Annotated in this window: 28 protein-coding genes; 12 read left to right on the forward strand and 16 right to left on the reverse strand. The window is 68.0% G+C overall.

The window, feature by feature from the left end; all coding sequences use genetic code 11:
* Window positions 1-44: 44 nt before the first annotated feature.
* Window positions 45-1,328, forward strand: coding sequence for a citrate synthase (locus ACX80W_RS12295; RefSeq protein ID WP_459283671.1), 1,284 nt, complete (start codon window positions 45-47; stop codon window positions 1,326-1,328).
* A 109-nt stretch (window positions 1,329-1,437) separates the two neighbouring features.
* Here ACX80W_RS12295 and galE read toward each other — a convergent pair whose 3' ends face one another.
* A complete protein-coding gene (galE, locus tag ACX80W_RS12300) occupies window positions 1,438-2,451 on the reverse strand; it encodes a UDP-glucose 4-epimerase GalE (RefSeq protein ID WP_459283673.1) in 1,014 nt (337 codons plus the stop codon).
* Window positions 2,452-2,576: 125 nt separating this feature from the next.
* Between galE and ACX80W_RS12305 the strand changes: the two genes are divergently transcribed.
* Window positions 2,577-3,188: a hypothetical protein gene (locus tag ACX80W_RS12305; protein WP_459283675.1), complete on the forward strand. Its 612-nt coding sequence runs from the start codon at window positions 2,577-2,579 to the stop codon at window positions 3,186-3,188.
* Between the two features lie 20 nt (window positions 3,189-3,208).
* On the opposite strand, the gene ACX80W_RS12310 is transcribed toward ACX80W_RS12305, so the two are convergent.
* Both ACX80W_RS12310 and dapD read right to left on the reverse strand, forming a co-directional pair.
* Window positions 3,209-4,078 (reverse strand): hypothetical protein, encoded by an 870-nt coding sequence (locus ACX80W_RS12310; protein WP_459283677.1) that lies wholly within the window; start codon window positions 4,076-4,078, stop codon window positions 3,209-3,211.
* A gap of 6 nt (window positions 4,079-4,084) precedes the next feature.
* Window positions 4,085-5,062 carry a 2,3,4,5-tetrahydropyridine-2,6-dicarboxylate N-succinyltransferase gene (gene dapD, locus ACX80W_RS12315; RefSeq protein ID WP_459283679.1) on the reverse strand — a complete coding sequence of 326 codons (978 nt, stop codon included), beginning with the start codon at window positions 5,060-5,062 and terminating at the stop codon, window positions 4,085-4,087.
* Window positions 5,063-5,095: 33 nt separating this feature from the next.
* Here dapD and dapE point away from each other — a divergent pair, with 33 nt between their 5' ends.
* Window positions 5,096-6,190, forward strand: coding sequence for a succinyl-diaminopimelate desuccinylase (gene dapE, locus ACX80W_RS12320; protein ID WP_459283683.1), 1,095 nt, complete (start codon window positions 5,096-5,098; stop codon window positions 6,188-6,190).
* 117 nt (window positions 6,191-6,307) lie between these two features.
* On the opposite strand, the gene ACX80W_RS12325 is transcribed toward dapE, so the two are convergent.
* The 5 genes from ACX80W_RS12325 to ACX80W_RS12345 all read right to left on the reverse strand — a co-directional run bounded on the left by ACX80W_RS12325 (window position 6,308) and on the right by ACX80W_RS12345 (window position 10,198).
* Window positions 6,308-6,709 (reverse strand): VanZ family protein, encoded by a 402-nt coding sequence (locus ACX80W_RS12325; RefSeq protein WP_459283685.1) that lies wholly within the window; start codon window positions 6,707-6,709, stop codon window positions 6,308-6,310.
* A 170-nt stretch (window positions 6,710-6,879) separates the two neighbouring features.
* The gene (locus ACX80W_RS12330) at window positions 6,880-7,758 is read right to left on the reverse strand and encodes an amino acid ABC transporter permease (RefSeq protein ID WP_459283687.1); all 879 of its coding nucleotides are present in this window, start codon (window positions 7,756-7,758) and stop codon (window positions 6,880-6,882) included.
* On the reverse strand, window positions 7,755-8,432 hold the full coding sequence (locus ACX80W_RS12335; RefSeq protein WP_120165007.1) for an amino acid ABC transporter permease: 678 nt from the start codon (window positions 8,430-8,432) through the stop codon (window positions 7,755-7,757). Before ACX80W_RS12335 ends, ACX80W_RS12330 begins: the two co-directional genes overlap by 4 nt.
* A gap of 77 nt (window positions 8,433-8,509) precedes the next feature.
* Window positions 8,510-9,358, reverse strand: a complete 849-nt coding sequence (locus ACX80W_RS12340; protein WP_459283690.1) for a glutamate ABC transporter substrate-binding protein — start codon at window positions 9,356-9,358, stop codon at window positions 8,510-8,512.
* A 63-nt stretch (window positions 9,359-9,421) separates the two neighbouring features.
* The gene (locus ACX80W_RS12345) at window positions 9,422-10,198 is read right to left on the reverse strand and encodes an amino acid ABC transporter ATP-binding protein (protein ID WP_459283692.1); all 777 of its coding nucleotides are present in this window, start codon (window positions 10,196-10,198) and stop codon (window positions 9,422-9,424) included.
* 116 nt (window positions 10,199-10,314) lie between these two features.
* On the opposite strand from ACX80W_RS12345, the gene ACX80W_RS12350 reads away from it, so the two are divergent.
* From ACX80W_RS12350 to ACX80W_RS12370, 5 genes are all read left to right on the forward strand, one after another.
* Window positions 10,315-11,124, forward strand: coding sequence for an LOG family protein (locus ACX80W_RS12350; protein WP_459283694.1), 810 nt, complete (start codon window positions 10,315-10,317; stop codon window positions 11,122-11,124).
* Between the two features lie 40 nt (window positions 11,125-11,164).
* Window positions 11,165-11,518, forward strand: a complete 354-nt coding sequence (locus tag ACX80W_RS12355; RefSeq protein ID WP_459283696.1) for a DivIVA domain-containing protein — start codon at window positions 11,165-11,167, stop codon at window positions 11,516-11,518.
* Window positions 11,515-12,132: a DNA-3-methyladenine glycosylase I gene (locus ACX80W_RS12360; RefSeq protein WP_459283698.1), complete on the forward strand. Its 618-nt coding sequence runs from the start codon at window positions 11,515-11,517 to the stop codon at window positions 12,130-12,132. The genes ACX80W_RS12355 and ACX80W_RS12360 overlap by 4 nt, the downstream gene beginning before the upstream one ends.
* The gene (locus ACX80W_RS12365) at window positions 12,129-13,346 is read left to right on the forward strand and encodes a putative hexosyltransferase (RefSeq protein ID WP_459283700.1); all 1,218 of its coding nucleotides are present in this window, start codon (window positions 12,129-12,131) and stop codon (window positions 13,344-13,346) included. The genes ACX80W_RS12360 and ACX80W_RS12365 overlap by 4 nt, the downstream gene beginning before the upstream one ends.
* A gap of 176 nt (window positions 13,347-13,522) precedes the next feature.
* On the forward strand, window positions 13,523-13,690 hold the full coding sequence (locus tag ACX80W_RS12370) for a DUF3117 domain-containing protein (protein ID WP_081737717.1): 168 nt from the start codon (window positions 13,523-13,525) through the stop codon (window positions 13,688-13,690).
* A gap of 13 nt (window positions 13,691-13,703) precedes the next feature.
* On the opposite strand, the gene ACX80W_RS12375 is transcribed toward ACX80W_RS12370, so the two are convergent.
* Entirely contained in the window at window positions 13,704-14,342 is a 639-nt protein-coding gene (locus tag ACX80W_RS12375) for an O-methyltransferase (protein ID WP_459283702.1), read from the reverse strand.
* Window positions 14,343-14,592: 250 nt separating this feature from the next.
* Between ACX80W_RS12375 and sigE the strand changes: the two genes are divergently transcribed.
* Together sigE and ACX80W_RS12385 are read left to right on the forward strand one after the other, a co-directional pair.
* A complete protein-coding gene (gene sigE / locus ACX80W_RS12380) occupies window positions 14,593-15,228 on the forward strand; it encodes an RNA polymerase sigma factor SigE (RefSeq protein ID WP_459283704.1) in 636 nt (211 codons plus the stop codon).
* Between the two features lie 58 nt (window positions 15,229-15,286).
* A complete protein-coding gene (locus ACX80W_RS12385) occupies window positions 15,287-15,673 on the forward strand; it encodes a sec-independent translocase (RefSeq protein WP_459283706.1) in 387 nt (128 codons plus the stop codon).
* Between the two features lie 34 nt (window positions 15,674-15,707).
* Here ACX80W_RS12385 and ACX80W_RS12390 read toward each other — a convergent pair whose 3' ends face one another.
* The 6 genes from ACX80W_RS12390 to ACX80W_RS12415 all read right to left on the reverse strand — a co-directional run bounded on the left by ACX80W_RS12390 (window position 15,708) and on the right by ACX80W_RS12415 (window position 21,411).
* Window positions 15,708-16,829, reverse strand: coding sequence for an Mrp/NBP35 family ATP-binding protein (locus ACX80W_RS12390; RefSeq protein ID WP_459283708.1), 1,122 nt, complete (start codon window positions 16,827-16,829; stop codon window positions 15,708-15,710).
* A complete protein-coding gene (locus ACX80W_RS12395; protein WP_459283710.1) occupies window positions 16,826-17,425 on the reverse strand; it encodes a DUF1003 domain-containing protein in 600 nt (199 codons plus the stop codon). The genes ACX80W_RS12390 and ACX80W_RS12395 overlap by 4 nt, the downstream gene beginning before the upstream one ends.
* The gene (locus ACX80W_RS12400) at window positions 17,418-18,701 is read right to left on the reverse strand and encodes a magnesium transporter MgtE N-terminal domain-containing protein (RefSeq protein WP_459283712.1); all 1,284 of its coding nucleotides are present in this window, start codon (window positions 18,699-18,701) and stop codon (window positions 17,418-17,420) included. Before ACX80W_RS12400 ends, ACX80W_RS12395 begins: the two co-directional genes overlap by 8 nt.
* Before the next feature lie 810 nt (window positions 18,702-19,511).
* Window positions 19,512-20,111: a hypothetical protein gene (locus ACX80W_RS12405; RefSeq protein ID WP_459283713.1), complete on the reverse strand. Its 600-nt coding sequence runs from the start codon at window positions 20,109-20,111 to the stop codon at window positions 19,512-19,514.
* Window positions 20,112-20,117: 6 nt separating this feature from the next.
* A complete protein-coding gene (locus tag ACX80W_RS12410; RefSeq protein WP_459283715.1) occupies window positions 20,118-20,786 on the reverse strand; it encodes a TasA family protein in 669 nt (222 codons plus the stop codon).
* Window positions 20,787-20,820: 34 nt separating this feature from the next.
* Window positions 20,821-21,411 carry a signal peptidase I gene (locus ACX80W_RS12415; protein ID WP_459283717.1) on the reverse strand — a complete coding sequence of 197 codons (591 nt, stop codon included), beginning with the start codon at window positions 21,409-21,411 and terminating at the stop codon, window positions 20,821-20,823.
* 300 nt (window positions 21,412-21,711) lie between these two features.
* Here ACX80W_RS12415 and ACX80W_RS12420 point away from each other — a divergent pair, with 300 nt between their 5' ends.
* The gene (locus ACX80W_RS12420; RefSeq protein ID WP_459283719.1) at window positions 21,712-22,203 is read left to right on the forward strand and encodes a MarR family winged helix-turn-helix transcriptional regulator; all 492 of its coding nucleotides are present in this window, start codon (window positions 21,712-21,714) and stop codon (window positions 22,201-22,203) included.
* Between the two features lie 322 nt (window positions 22,204-22,525).
* Here ACX80W_RS12420 and ACX80W_RS12425 read toward each other — a convergent pair whose 3' ends face one another.
* Window positions 22,526-23,203, reverse strand: a complete 678-nt coding sequence (locus ACX80W_RS12425; protein ID WP_459283721.1) for a winged helix-turn-helix transcriptional regulator — start codon at window positions 23,201-23,203, stop codon at window positions 22,526-22,528.
* 90 nt (window positions 23,204-23,293) lie between these two features.
* On the opposite strand from ACX80W_RS12425, the gene ACX80W_RS12430 reads away from it, so the two are divergent.
* Window positions 23,294-23,653 carry a hypothetical protein gene (locus ACX80W_RS12430; protein ID WP_459283723.1) on the forward strand — a complete coding sequence of 120 codons (360 nt, stop codon included), beginning with the start codon at window positions 23,294-23,296 and terminating at the stop codon, window positions 23,651-23,653.
* Window positions 23,654-23,773: the final 120 nt, after the last annotated feature.

Genomic DNA, 23,773 nt, shown 5'->3' on the forward strand with positions numbered 1-23,773 from the left:
TCCTTCGTTGTGATGGTTCCACTCCAGCTCCTGAAGGAGAGTCAATGACCGAGCAGAACGGTGCCTCGCTGCACTTCAACGGCGGCGAACTCAGCCTGCCCACGCTGACTGCGGCCGAGGGCAACAACGGCTTCGACATCTCGAAGCTGCTGAAGCAGACCGGGAACGTCACCTTCGACCCGGGCTTCATGAACACCGCCGCCACCACCTCGGCGATCACCTACATCGACGGCGACGCCGGCATCCTGCGCTACCGGGGATACCCGATCGAGCAGCTGGCCGAGAACTCCAGCTTCCTCGAGGTCTCGTACCTGCTGATCTACGGCAACCTGCCCACCCCCGAGGAGCTGTCGGCGTTTGACGGGCGCATCCGCCGCCACACGCTGCTGCATGAGGAGCTCAAGGGCTTCTTCGGCGGCTTCCCACGCGATGCGCACCCCATGCCGGTCCTCTCCTCGGCCGTGTCGGCGCTCTCGACGTTCTACCAGGACTCCCTCGACCCGTTCGACGACGAGCAGGTTGAACTCTCGACCTTCCGCCTGATGGCGAAGCTTCCGGTGATCGCGGCCTACGCGCACAAGAAGTCGATCGGCCAGCCCATGCTGTACCCGGACAACTCGATGAACCTCGTGGAGAACTTCCTGCGGCTGTCCTTCGGGCTGCCGGCGGAGCCGTACGACGTCGACCCGATGGTGGCCAAGGCGCTCGACCTGCTCCTGATCCTGCACGCCGACCACGAGCAGAACTGCTCGACCTCCACGGTGCGCCTGGTGGGAAGCTCCAACGCCAACATGTTCGCCTCGGTCTCCGCCGGCATCAACGCCCTGTTCGGCCCGCTGCACGGCGGCGCCAACGAGGCCGTGCTGAACATGCTCCGCGACATCAAGGCCAAGGGCATGCAGCCCGAGGACTTCATGGAGAAGGTGAAGAACAAGGAAGACGGCGTGAAGCTCATGGGCTTCGGGCACCGGGTCTACAAGAACTACGACCCGCGCGCGAAGATCGTCAAGGCCACGGCCCACGACATCCTCTCCAAGCTCGGGGGCAACGACGAGCTGCTCGACATCGCGCTGCGCCTCGAAGAGAAGGCCCTGGCCGACGACTACTTCATCGAGCGCAAGCTGTACCCGAACGTCGACTTCTACACGGGCCTGATCTACAAGGCGATGGGCTTCCCCGAGAAGATGTTCACCGTGCTCTTCGCGATCGGACGCCTCCCCGGCTGGATCGCCCAGTGGCGCGAGATGATGCAGGACCCGCAGACGAAGATCGGCCGGCCCCGCCAGCTGTACACGGGATCCCCGGAGCGCAACTACCCTGCCCGGTAACGCTCCCTCCCGGCGGGACCCGCACCACGAACGACGGCGGCCGTCCACCTTCGCAGGTGGACGGCCGCCGTGTGCGTTCCCGGATCCCCTCCGGGAGTGCGGCGTCAAGTCAGGCGCTGTACCCGTTCGGGTTGTTCTTCTGCCAGCGCCAGTGGTCCTCGCACATTTCGTCGAGCGTCTTGGAGGTGGACCAGCCAAGGTCGGCCAGGGCGGAGGCTGCGTCGGCCCAGAATGCGGGGAGGTCACCGGCCCGGCGGCCCGCAACCTCGTAGGGCAGGGAGTGCCCGACGGCCTTCTCAAAGGAGTGAAGCACCTCAAGCACCGACGAGCCGTGGCCCGAGCCGAGGTTCCAGCGGAATACGCCCGCCTGGTCCGCAATGTAGTTCAAGGCGGCCACATGGCCCTCTGCAAGGTCCACCACATGGATGTAGTCGCGCTGGCAGGTGCCGTCGGGGGTTTCGTAGTCGCCGCCGAAAATGGTCAGCTTCTCCCGCCGTCCCACCGCGACCTGCGCAATGAACGGGACAAGGTTGTTCGGGATGCCCTGCGGGTCCTCCCCGATGCGGCCCGAGGGGTGCGCCCCCACCGGGTTGAAGTACCGCAGCAGGGCGATGTGCCAGCGCGGATCGGCGGCGCCGAGGTCGGAGAGGATGTCCTCGATCTGCTCCTTCGTCCGGCCGTACGGATTGTTGGCGCCGATCTCCATCTTTTCCACGTAGGGGATCGGGTTGTGCTCGCCGTAGACGGTGGCCGAGGAGCTGAAGACGATCGACCGCACGTCGTGCCGGTCCATCACCCGGAGCAGGTTGATCGTGCCCACAAGGTTGTTGTGGTAGTACTTCAGCGGCTCCCGGACCGACTCTCCGACGGCCTTGAGCCCCGCGAAGTGGATGACCGAGTCGATCCGCCCGGAAGCGAATACGGCATCGACGGCGGCCTCGTCAACGAGGTCGACATGGTGGAAGTCGACCGGCTGACCGCTCAGTTCGGAGACGCGGCGGAGGGATTCCGCACTGGAGTTCACGAGGTTGTCGATGACGACGACGTCGTGCCCCGCTTCCTGTAGGGAAAGGACGGCGTGCGAGCCGATATAACCAGTTCCGCCGGTGACAAGAATTCTCATACTCCCACTCTAGTTCGCTCCCCGCCCGAGCCCCGCAGGCGGGGCCACAACAGCACCGGCCGGGCTCTGTCGTGGCAGGGGAGGGAGGTCTACTCTTGGAGCAGCACATCGGTCGAAGGAGGCCCATGACGCACGAGCCGTCACGGCGCGGCGGACGATTCAGCGTGGACACCTCGGAGGTCCTGCTCGTTGCCCTGTACCTGCGCGACTGTTCCGGACTGCGCGGGATTGGACAGCCTTCGCTCCCGCCGGTGCGCCCGGCGGTGCGCACCTCTACGCTGGGCCGGCCGGTGGAGGACGCCGGCGGGACCGAAACCCTGCGGGTCGAGTGGGAGGCCTGGTGGCACCGGCTGGTCGGCGGGGACCTTGCCGCCGCAACGCTCCCGATCCCGCCGGAGTTCGAGGAACTGAACGGCATGGTGGCGCTGCGGCGGGTGGCGCAGGCGCATTTCGGGTCCGCCATCGAGTGGGCGGAGGAACGCCGGGCGGAGTACGCCCTGCATGCCAGCGCCCGCGGGGACCGCCTCGAAGCGCTGCTCGACACCCTGGTGGAGGAACGCGAACTCGAGCTGGGCCGCGCCGTGCGGCGTTTCACGCTCGACATCGTCGAGCTTCCCCTGGGTGCGCAGCGGGCGTGGTGGGTCGAACCCGCCCGGGTGCTGATGTGCCAGGACCTGTGCGAGGACGAAGGGGCCCTGCGCAGCTATGTCGAACCCGTGATCCGGATGCTCGCCTAGGGCGGTTCCGGGGGTGCCGCTCAGGAGGCCGGGTCGCCGGCGACGGTGATGGCGAGGATTCCGGCGTCGGTGGGGCCCGGGCTCCACCGGCCCGCCTCGCGGGTCCACACCTGGCCGGCGAAGGAGACCTCCGTAATAGCCAGGGCATGGGCGTTGGCCACCGCCCAGGAGGCGGTGATCCAGCCCCCGGGCTCCGTGGCCGGCACCGTGAGCACATCGCCGTCGGCCGCGCCCCCCAGGGGACCGAAGATCCGCTCCGCCTCCGCCGCCACGGCGGCGGGGTCGCCCGGGGCCGAGGCCTGGCGGAGCACGCACGTCAGAGCCGCCGGGGAGTGCCCGGTCAGCGCCGAGGCGAAGGCCCGGCCCTCGGGCTCATGGTCGGCGTAGGCGGTGGGGTAGGCGCTGCGCTGGACGCGCTGCGCGGCCTCGGTGATGGGCAGTGTCTCGTAGCCCGGGATGCGCACCAGCGCGTCGTAGAACGCACCCGCCGCGTACAGCGGGTCCATGACCTGCTCCTCGGTGCCCCACCCCTGGGAGGGCCGCTGCTGGAACAGTCCGCGCGAGTCGGGCCCGGCGTCGTCGCCGTAGTCGATGTTCTCGAGCCGGGATTCCTGGACGGCGGTCGCGATGGCAATCGACGCCGCCCGCGCCGGCAGGCCGCGGGCCACCGCGACGCCGGCGATCAGCGCGGCGTTCTGCGCCTGCACCGGCGTGAGGTTGTAGCTGTCAGGGCCCACGGTGGCGGTGCACCGTTCGGTGCGCAGGATCTCGGCCGGCTTCAGCTGCGCGGCGGCCGCCCACACGGCGCCGCCGGCAACGGCAAGCAGCACGACGGCGCCGACGCTCCGGCGGCGGCGGCGGACTGCCCGCGAGGGGCCGGCGGCTGGCATCCCCGGCTAGTTGGCGTGCAGTGCGGCGTTCAGGGCGATGCCCTCGCCGCGGCGGGTGCGGGCTTCAACGGCGCCGGTGGTTGAGTTGCGGAGGTAGAGGACCCCGGATACACCGGATAGGGTCGCTGCCTTGACGATCGAGCCGTCCTCCAGTGTCACCTTGGTGCCGGCCGTCAGGTAGAGCCCGGCCTCCACCACGCAGTCGTCGCCCAGCGAAATGCCCACCCCGGCCTGGGCGCCGAGCAGGCAGCGCTCGCCGATGGTGATCCTCTGGGTCCCGCCGCCGGACAGGGTTCCCATGATGGAGGCCCCGCCGCCGATGTCGGAGCCGTTGCCGACGACGACCCCGGCGGAGATGCGCCCCTCGACCATCGAGGTGCCGAGGGTCCCGGCGTTGAAGTTCACGAAGCCCTCGTGCATCACCGTCGTGCCTTCCGCGAGGTAAGCGCCCAGCCGCACCCGGTCGGCGTCGGCGATGCGCACCCCCGACGGCACCACGTAGTCCACCATGCGCGGGAACTTGTCGACCGAGAGCACGGTCACCGGCCCGCGCGCCCGCAGGGCCCGGCGCACGGTCTCGAAGTCCGCGGCGGCGCAGGGCCCGTGGTTCGTCCAGACGACGTTGGCCAGGAGCCCGAAGATGCCGTCGAGGTTGATGCTGTTCGGGGTCACCAGCCGGTGCGAAAGGAGGTGGAGGCGCAGGTAGGCATCGACGGCGTCGGCGGGCGGCGCGTCGAGTTCGATCGAGGGGGAGACCAATTCGGTAGTTGTCCGGCGCACCGGATCGGCGCCGGCCGCGGCGAGCGCCTCGAGCTCGCCCAGCAGTGCCCGGTCGGTGTCCTGCTCCGGGGCACCACCGAGGCGGGGCGCCGGAAACCACGCCTCCAGGACGCTGCCGTCGGCGGCGAGGGTGGCGATGCCGCGGCCCGAGGCGGTCCGCGGCCCGGATCCGGGCATGGAGGAATGCACTGCGCTGGAGGTCATGATTCAAAGTCTACCGAGGGATAGGGTGGAAAAATGACTCAACCCAGCCTGCGGCCCCTCGATCTGGGCGTCGATGTTGCCCAACTGACGGCGGATCTCGTCGACATCTCCAGCGTCTCCGGAACCGAGCGCGCCATCGCGGATGCGGTGGAGGAGGCCCTGGGGGGCCTTGGCCACCTCGAGGTGGTGCGGGACGGCGATGCGCTCATCGCGCGCACCTCCCTGGGCCGCCGCGAACGGGTGATCCTGGCCGGGCACCTGGACACGGTGCCCCTGCCCACCGCGGCGGGCTCGCGGGCGACGGTCCCGGGCACCTGGGACGGCGAGGTGCTCTACGGCCGGGGAACGACCGACATGAAGGGCGGCGTCGCGGTCCAGCTGGCACTGGCCGCCGCGCTGACGGACCCCGTCCGCGACGTCACCTACGTCTTCTACGACCATGAGGAGGTCGAGGCGTCCCTTAGCGGCCTGGGCCGGCTGGCCGAGCACTACCCCCAGTGGCTCGAGGCGGACTTCGCCGTCCTCCTCGAACCTACGGCGGGCACGGTGGAGGGCGGGTGCAACGGCACCGCCCGCTTCAACGTCACGACGACGGGGAAGGCCGCCCACTCGGCGCGCGCCTGGCGGGGGGAGAACGCCATCCACAAGGCCGCCGAGGTGCTCGTGCGGCTGCGGGAGCACCAGCCCGCCACCGTGCCGGTGGACGGGCTCGACTACCGCGAAAGCCTCAACGCCGTCCTGATCAGCGGGGGCACCGCGGGCAATGTCATCCCCGACCGCACGGTGATCGAGGTGAACTACCGTTTCGCCCCGGACAAGACCCCCGACGAGGCCGAACAGTATGTCCGGTGGGTGCTCGATGGCTTCGACATTGAGCGGACCGACGCCGCGGCCGGGGCGAGGCCGGGACTTCAGCACCCGGCGGCCGCGAGTTTCGTGGCGGCGGTCGGGGCCGAGCCCAAGCCCAAGTACGGGTGGACGGACGTGGCGCGGTTCAGCGAGCTGGGCATTCCCGCGGTGAATTTCGGGCCGGGCGACGCGCTGCTGGCCCACAGCGACGACGAGCACGTGCATGCCGGCGAGGTGCGCGAGTGCTTGCGGGTGCTGACCAGCTGGCTGGCGCGTTAGCAGGGTGCCCGGCGGCGAAGGGCGGGACGCGGTGCGCCGCGCGGGAGCCTGCGTCCCGGCGTCGGCCGCGCAGCATGGGCAGATTGACGAACGATCGAGCTCAGGGTCGATCGACCGTTACGACCGCCGCATGCCGTCCCGCAGCCACAGCGCGGCCCAGGCCAGCACGGTGCCAACGAACGTGCCCAGCCCGTTGGCCAGCACGTCGTACGGCGTGGCGAAGCGCTCCGGAAGCAGCACCAGTTGCGCCAACTCGATCAGCGCCGACAGCCCGAGCCCCACGAGCGGCCCGTACCAGCGCCAGCCGCGCGGCGCGAGGATGAACCAGAACAGGCCAAGCGGGAGAAACATCGCCATGTTCGCCGCAAACTCAATGAAGCCGTAGTCCACCGCCGCCGGCAGGCCGCGCGTATGCAGGAAACGGAGCCACCGTTCAAGGACGTTCGCCGCGCCGCTGTCCACCGGCGTCCGCCAGAGAACGACGACGGCAACACAGGCCACCCACACGGCACACAGCACGCCGGCGACGGCCTTGGACCTGCGCGGGGGCAGCGGTGCGGGTGTCAGGGCGGTCCTCCGGAAAGGGGCATGGAATCGGGCGAAGGAAGCTGGGTCTCCATTATCTGCCCGAACGCAAAGAGCCCCGGCCAGAGGAACTGACCGGGGCTCTTTGCCGGAAGCGGCTGGAATCAGCGGGAGAGCGTGCCCTCGGGCTCCGCGGCGATAACGCCGTCCTGCTTGTCGTCGCGCGTCCCGCCCTTGGTCCGGAAGCTCAACAGCTTGGAGAGCCGTGTCGCCAGGGAGGAGAGCGCGAAGTTGATGACGATGAAGATCACGGCGGCGATGAGGAGGGACTGCAGCAGGTTGCCCTCGCCGACGCCGAGCCGCCGGGCGTTCTGCAGCAGTTCGGGGAAGCCGATGATGTAGCCCAGCGCGGAGTCCTTCAGGATCACGACGAACTGGCTCACCAGCGCCGGCAGCATGGCGATGAGCGCCTGGGGCACCTCGATCGTGCGCAGGGACTGCATCTGGGTCATGCCGATCGCCAGTCCGGCCTCACGCTGGCCCTTGGGCAGGCCCTGCACGCCGGAGCGGATCAGCTCCGCGATAACCGAGCCGTTGTAGAGGGTCAGGGCGGTGACGACGGCCCAGAAGGGCGCGTCCTCGACGAGGTTGGAGCGTCCGAGCGCCAGCCACAGGAAGATCATCATGAGCAGGACCGGCACGGCCCGGAAGAACTCGACGACAAGACCGGCGAACCAGCGGATGGGCTTCACGTGGGAGAGCCGGCCGAGCCCGAAGATCAGCCCGAACAGGACCGAGGTCACCACGGCGATGGCTGCTGCCCGCAGGGTGCTCAGCAGGCCGGGCAGCAGGAAGAATTCCCAGGTGCGCCCCTCGAGGAAGGGCGTCCACTTGCCGGGCGCCAGCTGGCCCTTGCCGGCCAGCAGGAACACCACGTAGGCGATAAGCCCGGCGATCAGCAGGGCCCCGATGATGTTCCCGATGAGGATGTTGCGCCGCGACTTGGGGCCGGGGGCGTCGAACAGGACGTTCTGGGCGCTCATCGGGCCACCGCCAATCTCCTGGAGGCCCAGGTTGTGAGGAGCCCGACCGGGATCACGAGGATCACGAAGCCGATGGCAAACGTGAAGAAGATCGGAATGACCAGGTCGCCGCGGAATTCGATCATGGTCTTCATGAGGCTTGAGGCCTCGGCCGCGACCGAACCTGCCGCCGCCACGGTGGAATTCTTGATCAGTGCGATCAGCACGTTGCCCAGCGGGGCAATGGCCCCGCGGAAGGCCTGCGGCAGGATGATCAGGCGGGCCGCCGGGAGGAAGCTGAGCCCGATCGCCCGGGCGGCTTCGGCCTGCCCGAGCGGGACGGTATTGACGCCGCTGCGGATCGCCTCGCAGACGAAGGCCGCGTGGTAGATCGTCAGCCCGAGGATGGCCAGGCGGAAGAAGTTCAGGTTGAAGTCATCGGTCAGGGATACCTGGAGCTGCCCGAAGAGCCCCAGGACGCCGAAGGCGATGATGATCGTCAGCGGAGTGTTTCGGAAGATGTTGACGTACGCAGCGCCGAGCCATTGGAGGCTGGGGATCGGGGAAATCCTCATGAGCGCCAGCAGGGTGCCGAGCACCAGGGACCACACAGCGGCCCAGAAAGTCAGCTGGATGTTCACCCAGAAGGCCGCCGGGACGTTGTAGGTCTCGAAGAGCGTCAGGAAGTTATCCACGGTTCACCTCATTCTTTGGGGGACATGCATAGGTGGGACGGCCGGGATCGGCCGCCCCACCAAAATGCAGGAGGTGATCAGGCGCAGGGGGCCGGTTCCGGCGGGTTCAGTTCCTCATTGAAACTGTAGTCCGCACCCTCGGTGTTCTTGGTGATCGCCTCTTCCCAGGCACCTTCCTCGATCATCTTGGTAATCGCGGCGTTGATGTCCTCGCACATGTCGCTGCCCTTGGGCAGGCCGACGCCGTAGTTCTCCTCGGAGAAGGGGTTGCCGACAACCTTGAACTGGCCGGCGTTGGCCTCCTGCGCGGCGAGGCCGGCGAGGATGATGTCGTCGGTGGTCACTGCATCGATCTGCCCGCCGCCCATCACGCTGACGCACTCGGCGTAGCCGGGCTGCTCGACGAGGTTGACGCCCGGGTACTGGTCCTTGATCTTCTGGGCCGAGGTGGAGCCCGTGACCGAGCACAGGTTCTTGCCCTCGAGGTCCTCGGGGCCGGCGATGTCGCTGTCCTTGGGCACCAGGAGGTCCTGGCCGGCGACGAAGTACGGACCGGCGAAGTCCACAGTCTGCTTGCGCTCGTCCGTGATGGAGTAGGTCGCGAAGATCATGTCGACGTCGTTGTTCGAGAGCAGGTTCTCGCGGTTCGCCGACGGGGCTTCCTTCCACTCGATCTGGTCCTCCGAGAAGCCGAGTTCATTCGCGACGTACTTGGCGACGTCGACGTCGAAGCCCGAGTAGGAGCCGCCCTCGTCGAAGCCCAGGCCCGGCTGGTCGAACTTGATGCCGATCGTGATGGTTTCGCCGCCGCCCTCGCCGCCGCCGCCTTCGCCGCCGCCGCCTTCAGTGCCGCCACCCCCTCCACAGGCCGAGAGGGTGAGTGCTGCTGCCGCTGCCATAGCGGCTGCATAACGGGTCTTTCGCATGATTTCTCCTTGCGTTGCGGCCTCATGGGCCTTGACGATGCGGTACGGGTAGGTTGTGGAACTCTAGTGGGCGAGGATCTTGCCAAGGAAGTCCTTGGCCCGCTCACTCTTGGGGTTGGTGAAGAACTCCTCGGGGGTCGCCTGCTCGACGATCTGCCCGTCGGCCATGAAGACGACCCGGTCGGCGGCCTTGCGGGCGAACCCCATCTCGTGGGTGACGACGATCATGGTCATGCCCTCCTTGGCCAGGGAGACCATCACGTCGAGGACCTCGTTGATCATCTCGGGGTCGAGGGCCGAGGTCGGTTCGTCGAACAGCATCACCTTGGGCTTCATCGCCAGCGCCCGGGCGATCGCCACGCGCTGCTGCTGGCCGCCGGAGAGCTGCGCGGGAAGCTTCTGCGCCTGGTTGTCAACGCCCACGCGCTTGAGCAGCGACATGGCGAGCTCCTTGCATTCGCCGCCCTTCATGCCCTTGACCTTCGTGGGCCCAAGGGTCACGTTCTCGAGGATGGACTTGTGCGCGAAGAGGTTGAACGACTGGAAGACCATGCCGACGTCGGCGCGGAGCCGTGCAAGGGCCTTGCCCTCGGCGGGCAGCACCTTCCCGTCGATCCGGATCTCGCCGTCGTCGATGGTTTCCAGCCGGTTGATCGCCCGGCACAGCGTGGACTTCCCGGAACCCGACGGGCCGATCACCACAACGACTTCGCCGCGGGCGACCTCGAGGTCGATGTCCTTCAGGACGTGGAGGGGCCCGAAGTGCTTGTTGACCTTCTTGAGGGAGACCAGAGGGTGCGCAGAAGACGCGGACGTGGGCGGCTGCGGTTCACTTGTCATGGAGAAGAATCTAGCGAACGAATGCCCTCTGGCAAGACAACCGCGCCCAAAAGCGGGAATTGTGATTCAAGAGCAACCAAGGCCCCAACGGCGGGCCGGGAGGCTAGCCTAGGAGGATGCCTCACCTGAACCGCGACTCCGACGCCGACGCCACCACCCCCTCCCGGCAGCTGCCTCAACGGGCTCCCGCGGCAGAACCGCGGCGACGCGGCTCGGTCGAGCTGCGCCGCAGACAGGCCGCCGAGCCGCAGTCCGACAGCTTCCTCCTGGACGCCGAAGAAGAACCGATGTTCACCAAGACGGATCCGTGGCGGGTCCTGCGGATCCAGAGCGAGTTCGTCGAAGGCTTTGGCACCCTCTCCGAGCTCGGCCCCGCGATCAGCGTCTTCGGATCGGCGCGGACGCCGAGGGACTCCAGGTTCTACGCCGTGGCCGAGGAGGTGGGCCGGCGGCTCGTCGGTGCCGGTTACGCCGTGATCACCGGGGGCGGCCCGGGTGCCATGGAGGCCGCCAACAAGGGCGCCTGCGAGGCGGGCGGCATGTCGGTGGGGCTGGGGATCGAGCTTCCCTTCGAACAGGGAATGAACGAGTGGGTCGACCTCGGCATCAACTTCCGGTACTTCTTCGCCCGCAAGACGATGTTCGTGAAGTACGCGCGGGGCTTCGTGGTGCTGCCCGGCGGTTTCGGCACCCTCGATGAGCTCTTCGAAGCCATGACCCTCGTGCAGACCCGCAAGGTCACCTCGTTCCCCATCGTGCTGATCGGCATCGACTACTGGGCTCCGCTGTGGGACTGGGTGCGGAACACGCTGCTTGCCGAGGGAATGATCGCCGAGGCCGACCTCGGACTCGTCCACCTCGTCGACACTGCCGAGGAGGCGGTTCAATTCGTCATCGCCGACACCAGGTCCCACACGGCGCCGTAGCCGAGGCCGGCCGCGCGGCGGTTTCTGGCACGATGACCCTGTGACTATCTTCCTCGTCGTCCTCGCGGTGGTCCTGGCGGCCGGCACCGCCGCCGCGGCCTGGCGCCTGAGCCCCGGGCGGCCCGGACCGCGCCGGCCGGCACGCACCGGTTGGGTGCTTCCGGGCCTCGCGGAGCCGGCCCCCGCCCTGCCCCCGATCCTCCTGCCGGAGACGCCCGCGGCCGCGGACGTCTCCGGCATCCGGTTCGGGCGCGCGCTCCGGGGCTACCGCCGGGACCAGGTCCACGAGGTCCTCGACCGTCTCGCCGGGGCCTTGGCCGAACGGGACGCCCAGATCGAGGACCTGCGCCGGAGCGCCGCCGGGTGCGCCGGCTCCGGCGGGGAGCAGCAGTGACCGGGGCAACCGCAGGGTCCGACGGGAGGCCGCGGTGCGGCTGGGCGGTCTCCAGCGCCGACTACGAGCGCTATCACGACACGGAGTGGGGCCGGGAAGTCCATGGCGAGGCGGCGCTGTTCGAGCGCCTGAGCCTGGAGGCCTTCCAATCCGGGCTGAGCTGGATCACCATCCTGCGCAAGCGGTCCGCCTTCCGTGAGGCCTTCGCCGGCTTCGAGCCGTCCCGGGTTGCGGACTTCACCGCGGAGGACATCGAGCGGCTGCTCACCGACGCGCGGATCGTACGCAACCGGGCCAAGATCCTCGCCACCATCGCCAACGCCCGAGCCCTGACGACCCTGCCGCCCGGGGTGAGCCTTGCCGGCCTGCTCGAAGCCCACCGGCCCGCCCCGCGCCCGGCGCCGGCGGACCTCGCCGACGTGCCCGCCATCACCGCCGAGTCGACGGCGCTCGCGAAGGCCCTCCGCGGCCATGGCTTCCGATTCGTCGGACCCACGACCGCGTACGCAATGATGCAGGCCACCGGCTACGTGAACGACCATCTCGCCTCCTGCTGGGTGCGGGCGGAGACCGCCACCGACCCGGCCGGTGGGCCGGCGGTGCCGGGGCCGTGACCCGGCCGCAGCTGCAGGGGCCGGTGCGCCGTGCGCTTCACGCATGGCCCTGGCCGGTGCAGGTCCTGCTCGTCTTTGCCGCGGCGCGCGCCGTTTCGACGGTACTGCTCGTCGCCGCGGCCTCCCGTCAGCCGGCCAGCCCGTGGGGGCCGGCCTCCCCGGACTACCTCTCCTTCGTCCAGTTCTGGGACAGCGGCTGGTACCGGCGGATCTACGACGAGGGATACCCCGAGGTGCTGCCGCGCGCCGAGGACGGGTCAGCGCTCCAGAACCAGTGGGCCTTCTACCCGCTGTTTCCCGGCCTGGTCCGGGTGCTTCATTCCCTGACCGGAGCCGACTGGGAGATCCTCGCCCCCGCCGCCGCCACCGCCTGTGGGTTCGGTGCCGCCCTGGTGATCTACCGCCTGTTCCGTCTGGCGGCCGCCGGCCGTGATGCGCTGTGGGGGGTGGCGTTCGTTTCGTTCCTGCCGGTGTCGCCGATCCTCCAGATCCCGTACGCGGAGTCGCTCCACCTGCTCCTGCTAACCCTGGCCCTGTATCTGGTGGCGACAGGACGCTACCTCGGCGCGGTCCCGGTGGTTTTGGCCATGGGCCTGGCCCGGCCCGCCGGGGTGCCCTTCGCCGTCCTTGTCTTCGCCCTGTTCGTGCGCGAGGCGCTCCGCGCCTGGAGGGGGCGGTCCGGCCGGTCCGGGGACGGCGGACCCGGGTCCATCCCCGTCCGGCTGGCGGTGCTGACCCTCGCCGCGGGGGCCGCCGCACTCAGCTGGCCCGCCATCGCCTGGGCGGTCACCGGCCGGGTCGACGCCTACCTCGAGACCGAGACGGCCTGGCGCGGATCGCACCTTGCGCCCTTCGTCCCGTGGTTCGAGCTGGGATCCCGCCTCCTCGGCCCGGTCGGTGGCTCTGTCGCCGTCCTCGCCGTGGCCGCCGGGTGCGTCATCCTCCTACGCTCGCGCAGTGTCTCTCGCGTCGGTGGTGTCGCGGTCCTCTGGTGCGCTTCCTACCTGCTCTATCTGGCGGCGTTCTGGAATCCGCAGTCCAGCACCTACCGGATCCTGCTCCCGCTGTTTCCCCTGGCGTTGGCCGGTGTCTTCGCCGTCCGGTCTCCGGCCGGCCGCTGGGTGATCGTCGGGGTGTCCGTCCTGCTGCAGGGTGTGTGGGTTGGCCAGTTGTGGATGTGGGACCCGCCAGAGAGCGCTTTTCTGCCGCCCTGAGGGCGCGACACTGTGATCCGCGCCGCACGGAATTAGTCCCTGCGCGCGATTGTGCTGGATAATGTTTGGTGATGACGTGTATCGGCGCGCTTCTCCCTTAGGGGTGCGTTCCGCGCACACCGCTTACCGACGCGCCGCCCTCACCCGGCGGCGCACTTTTGAAAGGGACACTCCTTATGGCTGCCATGAAACCGCGAACCGGCGACGGACCGATGGAAGTCACCAAGGAGGGGCGCAGCCTGATCATGCGGGTCCCCATCGACGGTGGGGGGCGGCTGGTCGTCGAGCTCAACGCAGAGGAAGCCGGGAAGCTGAAGGACTGCCTGCTCACCGTCACCGGCTGAGCCCCACACGGGGTCAGGCCTGGCGCTTCACCGCGAGCAGCAGGCCCGAGCCCGTCGGCAGCATCGTCGACATGAGCCGGTCGTGTTCACGGATGGTCCTGCCGACCTGGCGCAGGGTATTGGTCGAGGCGTCGCGCACCGCCGGCTCGGCGACGCGGTCCGAATCCAGGGCGTCATTGACGATGAGCATCCCGCCGGGCTTCAGCAGCCGGATGGCCTGGTCAACGTACAGGGGAAGGTTCGGCTTGTCCGCGTCGAGGAACACGAGGTCGTAGGCGGCGTCGGTCAGCCGGGGGAGTACGTCGGCGGCCCGGCCCGAGATGGTGCGCGTCCGGTTGCCGGGGATGCCGGCCTCGGCGTACGCCTCGCGGGCCGTACGGAGGTGGTCGACGTCCGAGTCGATGGTGGTCAGGACGGCGCTGCGGCCCAGCCCGCGCAGCAGGCAGACGCCGGAGACGCCGGCGCCGGCACCGACCTCCACGGCGGTCTGCGCCTTGGACCCGGCGGCTAGCACCGTCAGCGCGGCTCCCACGCCGGGCGACACGGGGGTCACGCCGAGCTCGTGGGATCGGTCCCGGGCCCGAAGGAGCACGTCGTCCTCCTCGGGGAGCCCCTCGGTATAGGACCAGCTGCTCTGCTTATCCGCGGCCATCGGTGTCCGTTCTGTCGGTGATCATGTGGTCTGGGCCCCCACCCCGCTTCAACCCTACTGTTAATGCCCTCCAGGACGTGCAACGGCGTCCACCCAACGCACGCAGATTTAACAGCCTCCTCCCAGCTTCATGCGAAAGTATTTTTTCCTCGGGACATCCAACATACGTACGGCGTCGAATTCCTTGTGGCCGCACCGCAACCGCGGCGGCCCGGGCCGGGAACCTTCCGACGGCGAGAAGAGGATTCTGATGTCTACAGCACGGGCGGCAGCGGCCGCCGGGCCGGCGCAGGCGCCGGTCGAAACAGGCACCGCCGCGGACGCCGGCGGGGAAGAGTGGGTCGCGCCGTCCTGGGAGGAAGTCGTCACCAACTATTCGCCCAAGGTGTACCGGCTTGCCTACCGGCTCACCGGCAACAAGTACGACGCCGAGGACCTCACCCAGGAGGTGTTCGTCCGGGTCTTCCGGTCCCTCGCGAACTTCAAGCCGGGAACCCTCGACGGCTGGCTGCACCGCATCACCACGAACCTCTTCCTGGACCAGGCGCGGCGGAAGACCCGCATCCGGTTCGACGGCCTCACCGAAGAGGCCGAGAGCCGGCTGCCCAGCGGCCACCCCGGCCCGGAGCGCAGCTACGAGTTCAACAACCTCGACATTGACGTCCAGTCCGCGCTGGAGGAGCTGCCGCCGGACTTCCGGGCCGCCGTCGTGCTGTGCGACCTCGAAGGGCTTGCCTACGACGAGGTCGCCGCCGTGCTCGGCGTCAAGCTCGGCACCGTGCGCTCGCGCATCCACCGCGGCCGCACCATGCTCCGGGAGAAGCTCGCCCACCGGGCACCGCGCAAGCCCACCCTCGCAATCCCACGGATCGCCGGCGTCGGGTAGGAGCCCGGCACCCGGGCCAAATAGTCCGGGCGCGGCCCGGGAAGGTAGTCTTTTTCTCGTGTTGGGAATCAACGGTCTCGAGTTTGTCGTGCTGGCGCTGCTTGCCGTTGTGATCCTCGGCCCGGAGCGGCTCCCCGAGTACGCCTCCCAACTCGCCCGCCTCGTGAAGGGGCTGCGGCGAATGGCCACCGGTGCACGCGAGCAGCTGCGCGAGGAAGTGGGCCCCGAACTCGACGAGCTCGACTGGCGGAAGCTCGACCCGCGCCAGTACGACCCCCGCCGGATTATCCGGGAAGCCCTGCTCGAGGATTTCGACGACGTTCTCAAGCCGCTCAGTCCCGGCGCGCCCGCCCCGGCCGCCGGTCCCGCCGCCGGGATCGCGCCGCCAGCGGTGGTCCGGCTCTCGGCCGGACAGCAGGCCCCCTACGACGCCGAGGCGACCTGACCCGCCGCCTTCGAGGGCGGACGCCCGCGCCGGATCAGCGCGGGGAAAACGCCAGCTTGGTTCCCGAGAGCCCCCGGGGACGGTGCGCCAGGCCGTGCGCGACCCGCTTCAGCTCCGACGCCGCAGGCGACTCATGCCCCGCCAGCACGATCGGCAGGCCGGCGTCCCCGCCCTCCCGCAGGGCGACCTCGACCGGCACCGAGCCAAGCAGCGGGACGTCGGTGCCCAGGGTCCCGGTCAGCCGCGAGGCGAGGGTGGTGCCGCCGCCGGCGCCAAACAGCTCGAGCCGGCCGCCTCCGGGCAGCTCAAGCCAGGACATGTTCTCGATGACCCCGGCCACCTTCTGCCCCGTCTGCGCCGCCATCGCCCCGGCCCGTTCCGCCACGTCCGCGGCCGCGCTCTGCGGAGTGGTGACCACGAGCAGTTCGGAGCGGGGCAGCAGCTGGGCGACCGAGATCGCGATGTCGCCGGTGCCCGGTGGCAGGTCGAGGAAGAGCGCGTCGAGGTCGCCGAAGTAGACGTCCGTCAGGAACTGCTCCAGGGCGCGGTGAAGCATCGGCCCGCGCCAGGCCACCGGCTGGTTGCCGCTGACGAACATTCCGATCGAGATCACCTTCACGCCATGGGCAACGGGCGGGAGGATCATCTCGTCGACCTTCGTCGGCTGCTGGGTGATACCCATCAGTGCCGGCACCGAAAATCCGTAGACGTCGGCGTCGACGATGCCCACCCGCAGCCCCTGCGCGGCCATGGCGGCCGCGAGGTTCACGGTGACCGTCGACTTGCCCACCCCGCCCTTGCCGCTGGCGACGGCGTAGACGCGGGTCAGCGACCCCTCCTCGTTGAAGGGGATGCCCCGGGCGGCCCCCGGGCCGCGGAGCTTCGCCTTCAGCTCATCGCGTTGGTCCTGGTTCATCACGCCAAGGTCCACCAGCACCCGCTCCACACCGGGCAGGTCCGCCAGGGCCGACTCGACGTCCGCGGTGATGGTGGCGTGCATGGGGCAGCCGGAGATGGTCAGCAGGACCCGCACGCTCACCGTGCCGTCGCCGGAGGAGTGGACACCCTCGACCATGCCGAGGTCGGTGATGGGCCGGCGGAGTTCCGGATCGAGCACCGAACCCAGGGCCTTGAGCACCGTGGCTTCTGCGATCACTGGTTGTCACTCCCGACCGGCGGGGTGACCCGGGGAAGGCTCATGGTGTTCTCGGAGGGCTTCCTCCGCGGCTTCCTTGAGAGCGTGAGCTCCTGGCCGTCCGCCGCCTCAAGCAGCTCCTCGAGCGCCGAGCGCAGTTCCGAACGCACGTAGTCCCGGGTGGCGACTTCGCGGATGGCGATGCGCAGCTCCGCGATCTCCCGGGTCAGGTACTCGGTGTCGGACAGGTTCCGTTCGGCCCGTTGCCGGTCCTCGCGCAGCGACACCCGGTCGCGGTCGTCCTGCCGGTTCTGGGCCAGCAGCAGCAGCGGCGCCGCGTAGGAGGCCTGCAGCGAGAGCATCAGAGTCAGGGCGGTGAATCCCAGCGCCGCACTGTCCCAGCGGGCATTTTCGGGTCCCCAGGTGTTCCAGACCAGCCAGAGCACGCAGAAGACGGTCATGTAGAAGAGGAACTGAGGGGTTCCCATGAAGCGCGCGAAGTTTTCGGTGGCGCTGCCGAACCGGTCCGGGTTGGGGCGCAGCCGGGGGAGGACCCGGGTCCGGCTCTCCCGTGGGGTGTCCAGACCGGTCGAAGTGGAGCGGATTCTCTCAGCCATTTGTACCTCCCCGTCGAAGTGCGCGTGTGTCGTCCTGGGCCCGCCAGTCGTCCGGCAGCAGGTGGTCGAGCACGTCGTCCACCGTCACCGCGCCGACCAGCCGGCCCTCCTTGTTGATGATGGGCAGCGAGTTGAGGTTGTAGGTCGCGAGGATCCGGGAGACCTCGCTGACGTTGGCCTGGTCGCTGACAGGTTCGAGGTCCGCATCGAGGATGTTGCCCAACTGCTCCGGCGGAGGGAAGCGCAGGAGTTGCTGGATGTGGACCACGCCGAGGTAGCGGCCGGTCGGGGTTTCGAGGGGCGGGCGGCAGACGAAGATCGACGAGGCGAGGGCCGGGGTGAGCTCCTCCCGCCGGACGTGTGCCAGCGCCTCGGCCACGGTGGCCTCGGGCGGGAGGATGACCGGGACCGTGGTCATCAGTGAGCCGGCGGTGTCCTCCTCGTATTCGAGCAGGCGCCGCACGTCTTCGGCGTCCTCCGGCTCCATCAGCTGGAGGAGCTCCTCCTTCTGGGCCTCGGGCAGTTCGTTGAGCAGGTCCGCGGCGTCGTCCGGGTCCATCTCCTCGAGGATGTCGGCCGCGCGTTCGCGGTTCAGCGAGGAAAGGATCTGCACCTGGTCGTCGTCGGGCATTTCCTGGAGGATGTCGGCGAGCCGGTCGTCCTGCAGTTCGCCGGCCACCTCGAGGCGGCGCTTGTTGCTCATCTCGTGCAGGGCCTCGGCGAAGTCGGCGGCCTTGAGGTCTTCGTGCTGGGCGACGAACTGGGAGGCGCCCTGGGGTTCGTTCGCCGCGCCATGGTAGGCGTCGAGCCAGTTGACGATCAGGCGTTCACCGCTCCTGCGCAGGCTCCGCAGCGCCGAGGTCGGTCCGCCGCGCCGGATGAACAGCTGGGAGACGTGCCAGTCCCCGGCCCGGTCCTTCTCCATGGCGATGTCCTCGATGACGGCGTCCCCCGAGCCGTCCTGCAGGGTGACCCGCCGGTCGAACAGCTCACCGACCACGAGCAGTTCGGCCCCCCGCTGCTCGAAGCGGCGCAGGTTGACCAGGCCCGTGCAGATGATTTGGGAGGTATCCATCGACGTCACGCGGGTCATGGGCACGAAGATGCGCTTCTTGCCCGGGACCTCGATGACGATGCCCACGACCTGCGGTTCCTTCGAGGGGCCGCGGTCGAGCACCACGACGTCGCGCAGCCGCCCCAGGCGGTCGCCCAGGGGGTCGAAAACGTCGAGGCCGAGCAGGCGGGCCACGAAGACGCGGGTTGGATTGGTAGTCACAAGGCAAGGCTACTTCGCGGAGCACGATCGGGTGTATTCGGTGACGGTTTCAGGGGTGCCAAGGCGGAGTGCAGTGCGCCCGCGTCAGCGACAGTCAAGGTTCGGAACGGGCTCCCACTAGTCAGCCCAATCGACGCCCGCCGACGAGGTTTCGCGACCCCCAAATCCAAGGACGAACCAGTGGAATGCTTCCGCGTCCTTCGGACCGCCGGGACTCCGGCGATCATGGTGCGCACGATCTCCGTCCACCAAATCCGAAGCCTGCTCGTCTCCGCTGGCCATCCGATATCAATCTCTGCGAACCGAAATCGTTTCCACTTATGCGCTTCTGCAGGAAATTATTGATTCGTATGCGCAACTGCTGCTCGAACTTGCAGGCGCCGGCGCTGAAGTCGCCAGCCAACTGCTGATCACAGTCGGGGACAACTCCCGCATAGAAAGAGGAATGGCTGGAAACGACCTTGTCACCCAAAGTACCGACAATAGCTCACCCCACAGCAGCTCCCAGGCAGGTGAACAGCCCGGAGAATAAGGCTCTCGAGGCTGAGTAGCTGCATAATCCCCCCGGTCCACACCCGAGGACAAACCTCATGGGTTATCCGCTCCTACCACCGCCGAGGGAGCTAACCCCATGGCTCCCACAATTCCAGCAGCGGATAACCCGAAATGACCCTGCACACCGTTCATCGGACAGTCCCCGATGGCCGCCATCAGCTCAGGTTTCGTTCCCGGGGCTTTCGACGCCACGGGTCCCTGCGGCCGTGCAGCGGGACACCATGCTCCGCGCCGCAGTCGGATCAGCCGCCGGGGTCAGGCGCCGGTTGCTGTTGCAGTCCGGGCCTGGGCGCGGTTGACCGTGACGTCGATGGTCAGCGTGGTCGTGGACTTAGCTGGTACCTTGCCGCTGGTCCTGATTCGTGCCCGGAGCCGGATGGATGTACCAGGATCTGCCGGGACAACAGTGGAAGTAACCGGGACCGCGGGGGACTCTCCTTGTGTTGCCAGGACCTGGGACGGTGTTCCGCCCTGACACACGTTGTTGTTTTCATCCCACCCGGTGCTGCAGGACTCGACAATGAACTGCACGGTCGACGGGGCAACCGCCGTTCCGGTGTACCCGACCTGCTTGAGGGGAAGAGTGCCGCTGTTCCCGATGGTGAAGTACTGCGGTTGAAATGAGGGGTGGGCGGGGCTGCCGGAGTTGTCAAATGTCAGTGTTAGGGGGCCGGGCCCGAACGGGGCTGCGGTACGTAGGCTCGCGGCTGCCGCCCAGGTGCCGCTGCCGACGGCCGCAAGCACCGATGATGCCTCCGCGGTCGTGGCGGCCGCGGCCGGTGTCGAGGTGCACACCAGCAGGGCGGCGGCCGCGACGGCGGCGCCCGCCCTGCCGGGGTAGGAGTGCACGTTCATGCGGCTTTAGCTTCCGGTGGTGGTGGCGGTGCGCTGGGTTTCAGAGAATGTCCAGGTCAGCGACGAGGACAGGTTTTGGATTGAACCTGTGGGGATGGCCCCGTTGATCGTTGTTTCGTTCTGGTCCGGCAGGGTCACGGAGACCTGCAAGTTCAGGACGGTGTTGCTCGGGATGGCCCCGTACTTTACTACTCCCGGGGCTGCAGGGGTCAATGTGCTGACAGGGACGTTGTTCAGGAGCAGTGGGATCGGGGTTCCGCTGCAATTGCCGGTCGCCGGATTCCAGGTGCCGGGGCACTGGGTCACGGTGACGTGCAGTCCCCTGGTGGCGTCGGTGGTGAGGAGCGTCGGGGTGGAATCCTTCACGGACAGGGTCAGGTCTTTGCCGTCCAGGCCGGCTCCCTGGGTCAGGGTGACGTAGCGGTTGACGGTGTCGCCGGGGGCAAGGTTGGAGATGGCCTGGCTGAACCCGGCATTGCTGCCGGTGCCGGTGCTGGCCATGGTCAGGCTTAGGATGCCGGAGGTTGCGCTCTGGGCGGTGATGTTGGTGGCGGTGGCGGTCAAGGCCGCGTACACGCCGCCTCCGGTGATGGCTAGGCCGGTGGCCGCGACGGCGCAGGCGGCGATCAATCGGGCGCGGGGGCGGCGTGAGGGGCGGGTGCTGGCAGCAGACATGACAAATCCTTAAGGGAGACGGTGACGGGTGGTTTTAGAGAGCGGGGACGGCGGACCTTGCCCTGCCGGGGGACGCTGTTGGTTCGCGGAGGATCCAGAGCACAGCAGCCCCGGTCACCATCAGACCGAGAGCGGCGGTGAGGAGGGCCCGCTGGACCGGGTTCTGAATCCAAAGTAGAACGGTGCCGGCGGCCGGGACGCTCGCCACGACGACGGGCACTTGTGCCTGCTCCAGCGTGGCCCGCCAGTGGTCCGGAGCCGGGTTCGCGTCCCCCTTAGTGGTGAGGACCGGCTGCGCCGGAGTGCCTGCGACGGCGGTGATGCGATGGGAAAACGGGACGCTTTCACCCGGAGGTATGAAGACCACGATCTGACCCGGGCGCAGGTCCGTCACGTCCTGGGGAGCGCTGATTAGCAGATCCCCGGGGGCGTATGTCGGCCGCATGCTTCCGGTCAGGACGGGAGAGAAGCCGATGTGAAGCAGCGGCGCGACCACGCCGACGACCAAGCACACCATGGTGACGGCGATGGCGGCGATCATGCCCAGCGCACGCAGTGCGGAAAGGGGTCCACGGGTCCGCGCCCCGCGGCGCGAATCCGTGTCCAAGCTGAATGAAGCGTCCATGTGGACGGATCCCTTCGTTGAGACCTTGCACTAGTCCTGTTGTCTGAATAAGTAGGTAGAACTATAATCCTTTTACTTATTTTTCAAACTATCAGATAGGGAAGCCAAATTCTCGCCTGATCGCTAGTCAATTTCACGGGTTTCCACCGGTCATCGACGAGGCTCCACTTAGTTGGCAGTAAAGTAGATTGCGGAGTGTCCATAAGATCCGGTCACCTTGCCACAGTGCGAAGCGGCATTCTCAAAGGGACCACCGCGGTGCGGACCAATAATGGATATGAGCGGGAGCGAGAGTTAGACATGGCAGAACACGTCGTGGAGCAAATGGAGACCACCGCCCGGGACGATTTGGCGCGGGTGATGCAGGGCCTGCGTCTGGTTGATGTGGGCACGTATGCACTCAGGATCCGTCTGGCAAGCAAGCTGGGAATCGGCACCATCGACATCAATGCCATGGCATTTGTCGGAGAAACCGACGGCCTGACGCCGAAGGCCCTCGCCGCTGCCCTTAACGTCACCACCGGATCCGTGACCGCGATGGTGGACCGCCTGGAATCCAAGGGTTTTATGATCCGCAAGCCCAACCCCACGGACCGGCGCAGCCTGCTCCTGCAGCTCAGCCCGGCAGGGATGCAAGCGATGCAATGGTCAACGGAACACTTTTCTGAAGCGGCAACGGCCGTCCTCGCCGGATCCTCGGCCGGAACCATCGCCGATATCGGCGGATTTCTCGACAGCATCGGACAACGGCTTCTCGCCGCCGCCGGAGCACCCGAAGCGACAGCGAGCTGAGAGGTCTCCCGGCAGCGGCGTTCCGCGCGGCAGGCGGTCGACTGACACGCTGGACTTCCGCGCGCGGGACGACCGGTGTGAATCTTCTCCTGAATGGTTACGCGCCCGACCGTGTCACTAACGCAGAGCGCCCGTAAGATTTTGGTGAAGCATTGCCCAAGGGGGACGCATGGGCCGGATGTCCCATAGGGCACGCCTTCCAATTCGATGTTGGAAGACGGCAATCCATCAGTCGAGTCCCGCAGGTCCAATCACGTGGATAAGGCCAAGATCCCGAATTGACGCCTTTAGGAACATCAAGGTGGAAAGGGAATCTCCGTCCTCAGCCAGCCAGCGGCGCGAGGGGTGGGACCGCCGGCGGGGCAACGGAGAACAGGGGAAAGAACCCGGCCGCCAGGCCGGCGTCACCGGTGACGGTGATCCGTCCCGCAGCGACGGCGTCCGGCACCGTCTCACCGTTGAAGATGAGGTCCCACAGGGCGAGGACATCGCCGTCCACGTCCACGTCGACGGAGCCCTCGGCCGAACGGCTGACCTCGATGGCCTGCGGGGTCACCACGACGGTGAACCGGTCCCAGTCGGGCCGGAGGCGGATCCTCGCCGCGAACGCCGATCCCTTGGGCGGATAGTAGAGGGCCTTCAGCATCAGCATGAAGGAGTCGGTGCTCATGCCGTTCAGCGGGCGGTGGGCGATCCTCGAGCCCCACCGCGAGAGCTCAATGAGGACCGGCTCCAGCTGGCGTCCACTGTCGGTGAGCTCATAGGCCGACACACTTGCCGGTGGCCCCAGCTTCACGCGCCGCAGCAGCCCCTGGGCCTCGAGATCCTTGAGCCGCTGGCTCAGGACGTTCGGGCTCGCATTCGGGAGGCCGGCGCGCAGGTCGCTGAAGCGTTTAGGCCCGAGCAGGAGCTCGCGGACGACCAGCATCGACCACCGCTCACCCACCGCGTCCATCGCCAGGGCGGCCCCGCACGAGTCGTCATAGGATCGTTGCGCCATGCCGGAATTATATCCCCGCGGTACTGGTTGGTACAGGGATAGGATTTTTTAGTCCTATAAGCAAACCGACGCTTCTAAGGGAGACCACGCATGGACAAGGCAATCGAACCGTTGGATCGGATTTTTCGTGTCGAGTGGACCCCGGAACAGCTTCACGCCGTCGCTGAGAGCTATGAGACGATCCAGTCCCACACCTCCTTCAACGGCACGGTGGTGCGACTCGCTTCGCAGATGGGCCGCCTCGACATGGACGCCCTGCGCGCCCTCGTCACCGGGACCATGGGCCGGGTCGAGGGGACCTACTGGATGGTGGCCGGGCTTGCCACCTCCCACCTCGCGCTCGCCTGCTCGCACCTGCTCACCGAGGCCCAGTGCTCCCTCCTGCTCACTCCGCTCATCGCAGGCGAAAACGCCGGCCGGTCCGAGTCGGTCTTCACTCCCGCCGCATAAGCGGAATCCTCCCGGCCACGCGCGCTTCCTGACCCTCCCGGCCGCCGTGGGGGGGGGGGTGGGTTCCTTCCCCCGAGGAAAAAAAAAAAAGAAAAAAAACAAACAACAACCCCCCCCCCA

It is taken from the genome of Arthrobacter melezitosi (genome assembly GCF_054511055.1).